The 4,956-nt window shown below is 32.6% G+C and carries 3 protein-coding genes; all 3 read right to left on the bottom strand.

Annotation, left to right across the window (positions count from 1 at the left end; genetic code table 11):
* Nucleotides 1-253: transposase (locus BR02_RS0112805; RefSeq protein ID WP_051688319.1), on the bottom strand; the 253-nt coding region annotated here is incomplete at its 3' end.
* Between the two features lie 65 nt (nucleotides 254-318).
* Entirely contained in the window at nucleotides 319-756 is a 438-nt protein-coding gene (locus BR02_RS0112800; RefSeq protein WP_031517702.1) for a hypothetical protein, read from the bottom strand.
* A complete protein-coding gene (locus BR02_RS0112795; protein ID WP_238442477.1) occupies nucleotides 744-3,983 on the bottom strand; it encodes a RecQ family ATP-dependent DNA helicase in 3,240 nt (1,079 codons plus the stop codon). The genes BR02_RS0112800 and BR02_RS0112795 overlap by 13 nt, the downstream gene beginning before the upstream one ends.
* Nucleotides 3,984-4,956 lie beyond the last annotated feature (973 nt).

Below are 4,956 nucleotides of genomic sequence, written 5' to 3'. Positions count from 1 at the left end.
TTTTTAGCACTTCAACGGTATCCTTTGCGTCCGAAAGATCTTTTTTGAGCGCTTTGTTTTCAGCTTCAAGCTCGGCAATTCGCTTGTCAACCGAATCCTCTGGCTCAGTACTCAGTTTTACCCATCTTCTCAGAGCAGGCTGGGAGACACCAAGGTCGGCGGCTACTGCGCTTATTGGCCGGCCTTTATCTACCACCAGGCTAACAGCATGAGCCTTAAATTCATCATCATATCTGTTACTTGTTTTACCCACAATCGACATCCTCTCGTGATTTAATTATACGATCACGGTCTGGTGTCCGTCAAAGTGGGCATGGCTTATCTTGTATTTTGCTCTTGAGTTTTTATCTCTAAATCCATTTTGTTTTTATCTGAAACTAATGTTAATATTTCCTCGAAGTTAAGGTATGCCTTTTTGTTTTCATTTCTTATACCTTGTAATTGATTTAGAAACTCAGCCTCAGCATTTTGAAGCTTAGTAGTGATTTCATTTGATATGCTTACATTAAAATCATGTACTCTTTTAATTGCATTAAGCATTTCCGCTTCCAATTTGTTATTTCGGGAAATCAAAACTTGTAGTTCTTGTTTTGCCTCGTTCAAGTTTTTTAAGTAGTACATTTGGTTCTTTTCATTTTCTTCAATTTTTTGTTGTAGTTCTTTAATTTTATTAACTAAGCCTGAAATGGAATGAATATTTTTTGTCTCTTTTTCAAATTCGTTTATAATATTATTTAGTTTTCTTATATGCGCCATATTAACCCTGCCCTTATATGTTTTATTCTTTCAATTTCATTGCTCAAGTTTACATACAAGCTATGCATATCCCCCAGTGCTTCATAAATCTCTAATCCCTTATCTGGATAATAACCACACAAAATTTCGCTTAAATATTCCTTGTTTTTGTCATCAAGATTAGTGCATAGGCTTAGAGTGTTATTTAGAATGTTTTGTCTTGTAGCATCAGAATAACTAACTATCTGGTCAAGGGATGAAATAAAACGTTCTCTATTGTCTCTTTTATCAAAATCATTAAGAAAAAGAGCAACTATCCCACTTAGATAATTAAGTCCAGTATTATATCTATAGCTTTCAAGAAACCTTGTCATGGTGTCATATAATTCCTTAACTTTTTCAATTCCTACAAACTCTTTGTACTCCTCTGATTCAGTATAGAAAACGTCAAACCATTTTTCATAATCGGCAGGACTATTCGCTATATGATCCAGTATGAAAGTGTTCTCATTAAATTTAAAGAAACTCTCAATCCTTTCCTTAAATTCATGTGCATTCTTAAAATTATTACACAAATCATATATGTTTTTTAATGATTGTCTTCTGTTGTAGATTATATTTTCATAGCTCCATTTAAGTAAAATTGTAAAGATACGTTCGGATAAACGCTTTTTATTATCCCTAAATATTTTAATATACTCACTATATCTGGGGTTTTTTATTGAATGAGCAGATAAGCTAAACTCTTTATCATATTTATTAATATATTTTAATAACGCATTTAATGTTGTCTCTTCATTGAAGTCAGCAAATTCAACCTCAATTACCTCAGTATTCCAATCTTCTATAGTCCAATCTTCAACGACACCAACAGTCCTTAATCTATAAATACCTTTTTGAACATCAGCCATGGGATGCCCCAATCTTCGGCAGTATATCTTTTTAATCCTTTTCGGTTCAGCGCATCTAAAAATTTTTTCCATAATACCCAGCTCAAATTCCTCACCCTTTGTGTTCTGTAACCAAAGGAAGAAGTTTACCATAACATCCTTTCCTTCATAGCGAACGTCCTTCTGGATCTCTTTTATTTCTTCAAAAGAAGTGTTGACATCAAAAAGTTTATTAAGTTTATTCGCATTAATTTTTGCTGGGCTGAAAATTATATAGCAGTTAGCTCTTTTTTTATCCCTTCCAGCCCTACCCGCTTCTTGATATAAAGATTCTATTGAACGTGGAATGCCAAAATGAACAGTATATCTTACATTTTTCTTATCTATCCCCATGCCAAATGCCTTAGTAGCTACTAACAATGGGATTTTATTCTCTTTAAAATCTTTTTGCACCACCTGTTTATAAATATTAAAATCACTATTATTCATAATAAATTTTTGCTTGATTTTAGGTATCTTTCCAGAATACCACCTTACATCCACCTTTAATTCCCTTTTTAAGTCATTTGCAATATCATAACATCCAGATGGCCCATTAACAGTTAAAGTAAATATAATACCAGACTTTGTATAATCGTCTTTTGGGATAAAAATATCAGGTTGTCCAATTTTTAATTCCTCTAATAAGTCAATAAGGGCTTTCCTTTTATCGCTCTCATCTTTAATTACATGAAACTCAAGTTCTGGTCTACCGAAAGAGGTTAAGGTTTTAATATTTGCTGTTTCGACTTCAAACTCCACCTTTATATCCTCTAATACAAAATTAGACGCAGTTGCAGTTAAACCCACGAAAACAGATGAAGGGCAATACCTTCTTATTGTCCTAATAAGATTTAAATATGAAGTCCTAAAATCATGTCCCCACTCTGATAAACAATGAACTTCATCTATTACAGCATAGGCAATTGTCAAATTTTTATTTAAGGCATCTAATTCTTTTCTGAATTTTTTATCCTGAAACCGCTCTGGTGATATCCATATAAATTGATATCTTCCCTCGGAAAAGAATTGTCTTACCTTTTCTTTTTCCGCAGGTGTTTGATCACTACTTATATAGTTAGTATTTGTTATAAAAGCTTTGTCCAGATTATCTTTTTGATCATACATAAGAGATTTAATGGGGCAAACCACAAAACTTACGCAGGGTTGTAATAAAGCCATGAGTTGATAGCATAAAGACTTCCCTCCGCCAGTAGGTAAAAGACCAATGGTGTCCTGCAAGGCTAATGCGTGGGAAATTATCTGAAACTGACCATCGTTAAAACTATCAAAGCCATATATGTTCTTTAAAAAAAATTCTAATGCCTCTTTATTGCTATTTTCACCATCATCAATAATGCTATATTTAACAGGGTCAGAGGTGCTTACCCTAAAATATTCAAAATCATCAAAGTAATCAGTTCTAACATAAATGACGTTAGGGCTTAACTTGTTTTCATCTGTCCATCTCTTTAATAAACTAAAATCTATATTTATATAGCCTTTGGAAAAATCAAATTGTTGTGCCGCCTTAATATAATTTATTTTATATTGAGGCTTCATTAATTTTAAAGCTGTAAGCTTACAAAGGTTCTCTAACCAAAGCATTAAGTCTTCAATTGCATGTGAGGCAAAGCCATCAATATCATGAGCCAATATGTTGAATTTCCATTCTCTATCTTCGAGACTAATCCTTCCTTTTTCAAGTAATGACAATAGGGTTAGTTGGAATCTTATAATGGCAGTAGATAATAATACTTTTTCAGTGTACTTGTCTAAGCTATCGCTTTTAAGTAATCCCAGGGACTGTCTGTATTCCTCAAATACAGAACTATATTCTTTTATCCTTTTTAAGATTTTCTCAACCTTTTTATAGTATGCTGGTCTCTTATTATAAAGTTCAAATGTATCTATTCTTATTGTCTTTATGCCATGTTTTAATAAATAAGAATCCCTCTCTCGATCTCTAATCCTTGTTGTATCGTCAAGCTTATGAAACTGACCATCTATTTCTATAACAAGTTTTGCTTGCGGCAAATAAAAATCTACTTGTTGGTTCATAAATCGTTTATTAAAAACCTGGCATATTTCGTTTATTTCTACCTCAGGTATTATAAGATTCTGTACAAAAGCAAATTCACCTAAGTGTATTGGTAGGTATTTTTCAAAAAATTCTTTTGCGGGATAATCATTCTCTTGCTCATCGCCTTTAATTGTAGAAATCCATTTTGGTGGCTTGTCATGTATTAGTCTAACCCGTTTATTAAATTCCTTATCTATATGAATTGCCCCTAAAATGTCTTGTAAATATTGAGACATCACAGTAGGACACCCTCTTTGAAGAATATTCTTTACAATACAAAAAAGGGGGAAATACTTATTATTTTTATTTTTTATACTATTTAGATTTTGTATTACAAAATTACTATTGGTATTGGAATAATTAGCACTATACCTTTCCAACGATAAATTTCCTTTCTTAATGAATTGTGTGAATACTTCAGTATTTATGTTGCAAAATCCTTTAATTTGGAAAAATAACTAATTAAATCCTAAGCCCCTTTTCCCTAAAATTTCGACATAATTTCATGTAGGAAACGTGTAAGCGTACATTTCCCGCCTTCAACCCCTGTTAGTAATGTTTCCCTTACAGATACCCTTGTTTTAACTCTCTTATAAGCCTCTTAATAAGCTTACAAAGTTGTTAAGCTATGTCTGTGAACTACCCACACAATATGTTTGCTCAGAGAAAGGAGTAGTGCGCTACGGTTTAAATAAAAAACAGTCTTAAAATTTAAGACTGTTTTTTAATATGGGGGTACTATTGGCGATTCTAAATTCAAAAATTATACATAAAAGCGTAAACTATCTTCTTCGGTTCCATGTTTGGAGGTTTTACAATCCACAGTATAAACTTCCCGTCTTCTGTACTGTAAATCATATTATTGCTCCTTACATTCTTTTGACTGACTCCTTTTATTTCTTAATTTATTTTTATTTAAAATGGATGGGGTTTTGTATTTAGTTCAATTTTTCCGCCACCGTTTTTATTGCAATTCTAACAACTCTATTTCGTTTGTTTGCTAATTGCTTACATCTATACCCTAAAATTTGTACCCCAGGACATTTAAATTTTAACAAAAAAAGTAATCAAACCACCTTGAACCTTATCCCTTAACCCTTTTCCCTGCCCTACTATGTTCCCACAAAATAAAGTTCTTCCGAAACATACCCCGCAAACCCGCATTCTACCGTTGGGAAAGTTCTTCTGAAACTCCTTTCTCCCCCTTTC

Source organism: Desulfofalx alkaliphila DSM 12257 (assembly GCF_000711975.1).
GTDB classification, from domain to species: Bacteria; Bacillota; Desulfotomaculia; order Desulfotomaculales; family Desulfohalotomaculaceae; genus Desulfofalx; species Desulfofalx alkaliphila.
This window is presented reverse-complemented; position numbering and strand designations above follow the sequence as displayed.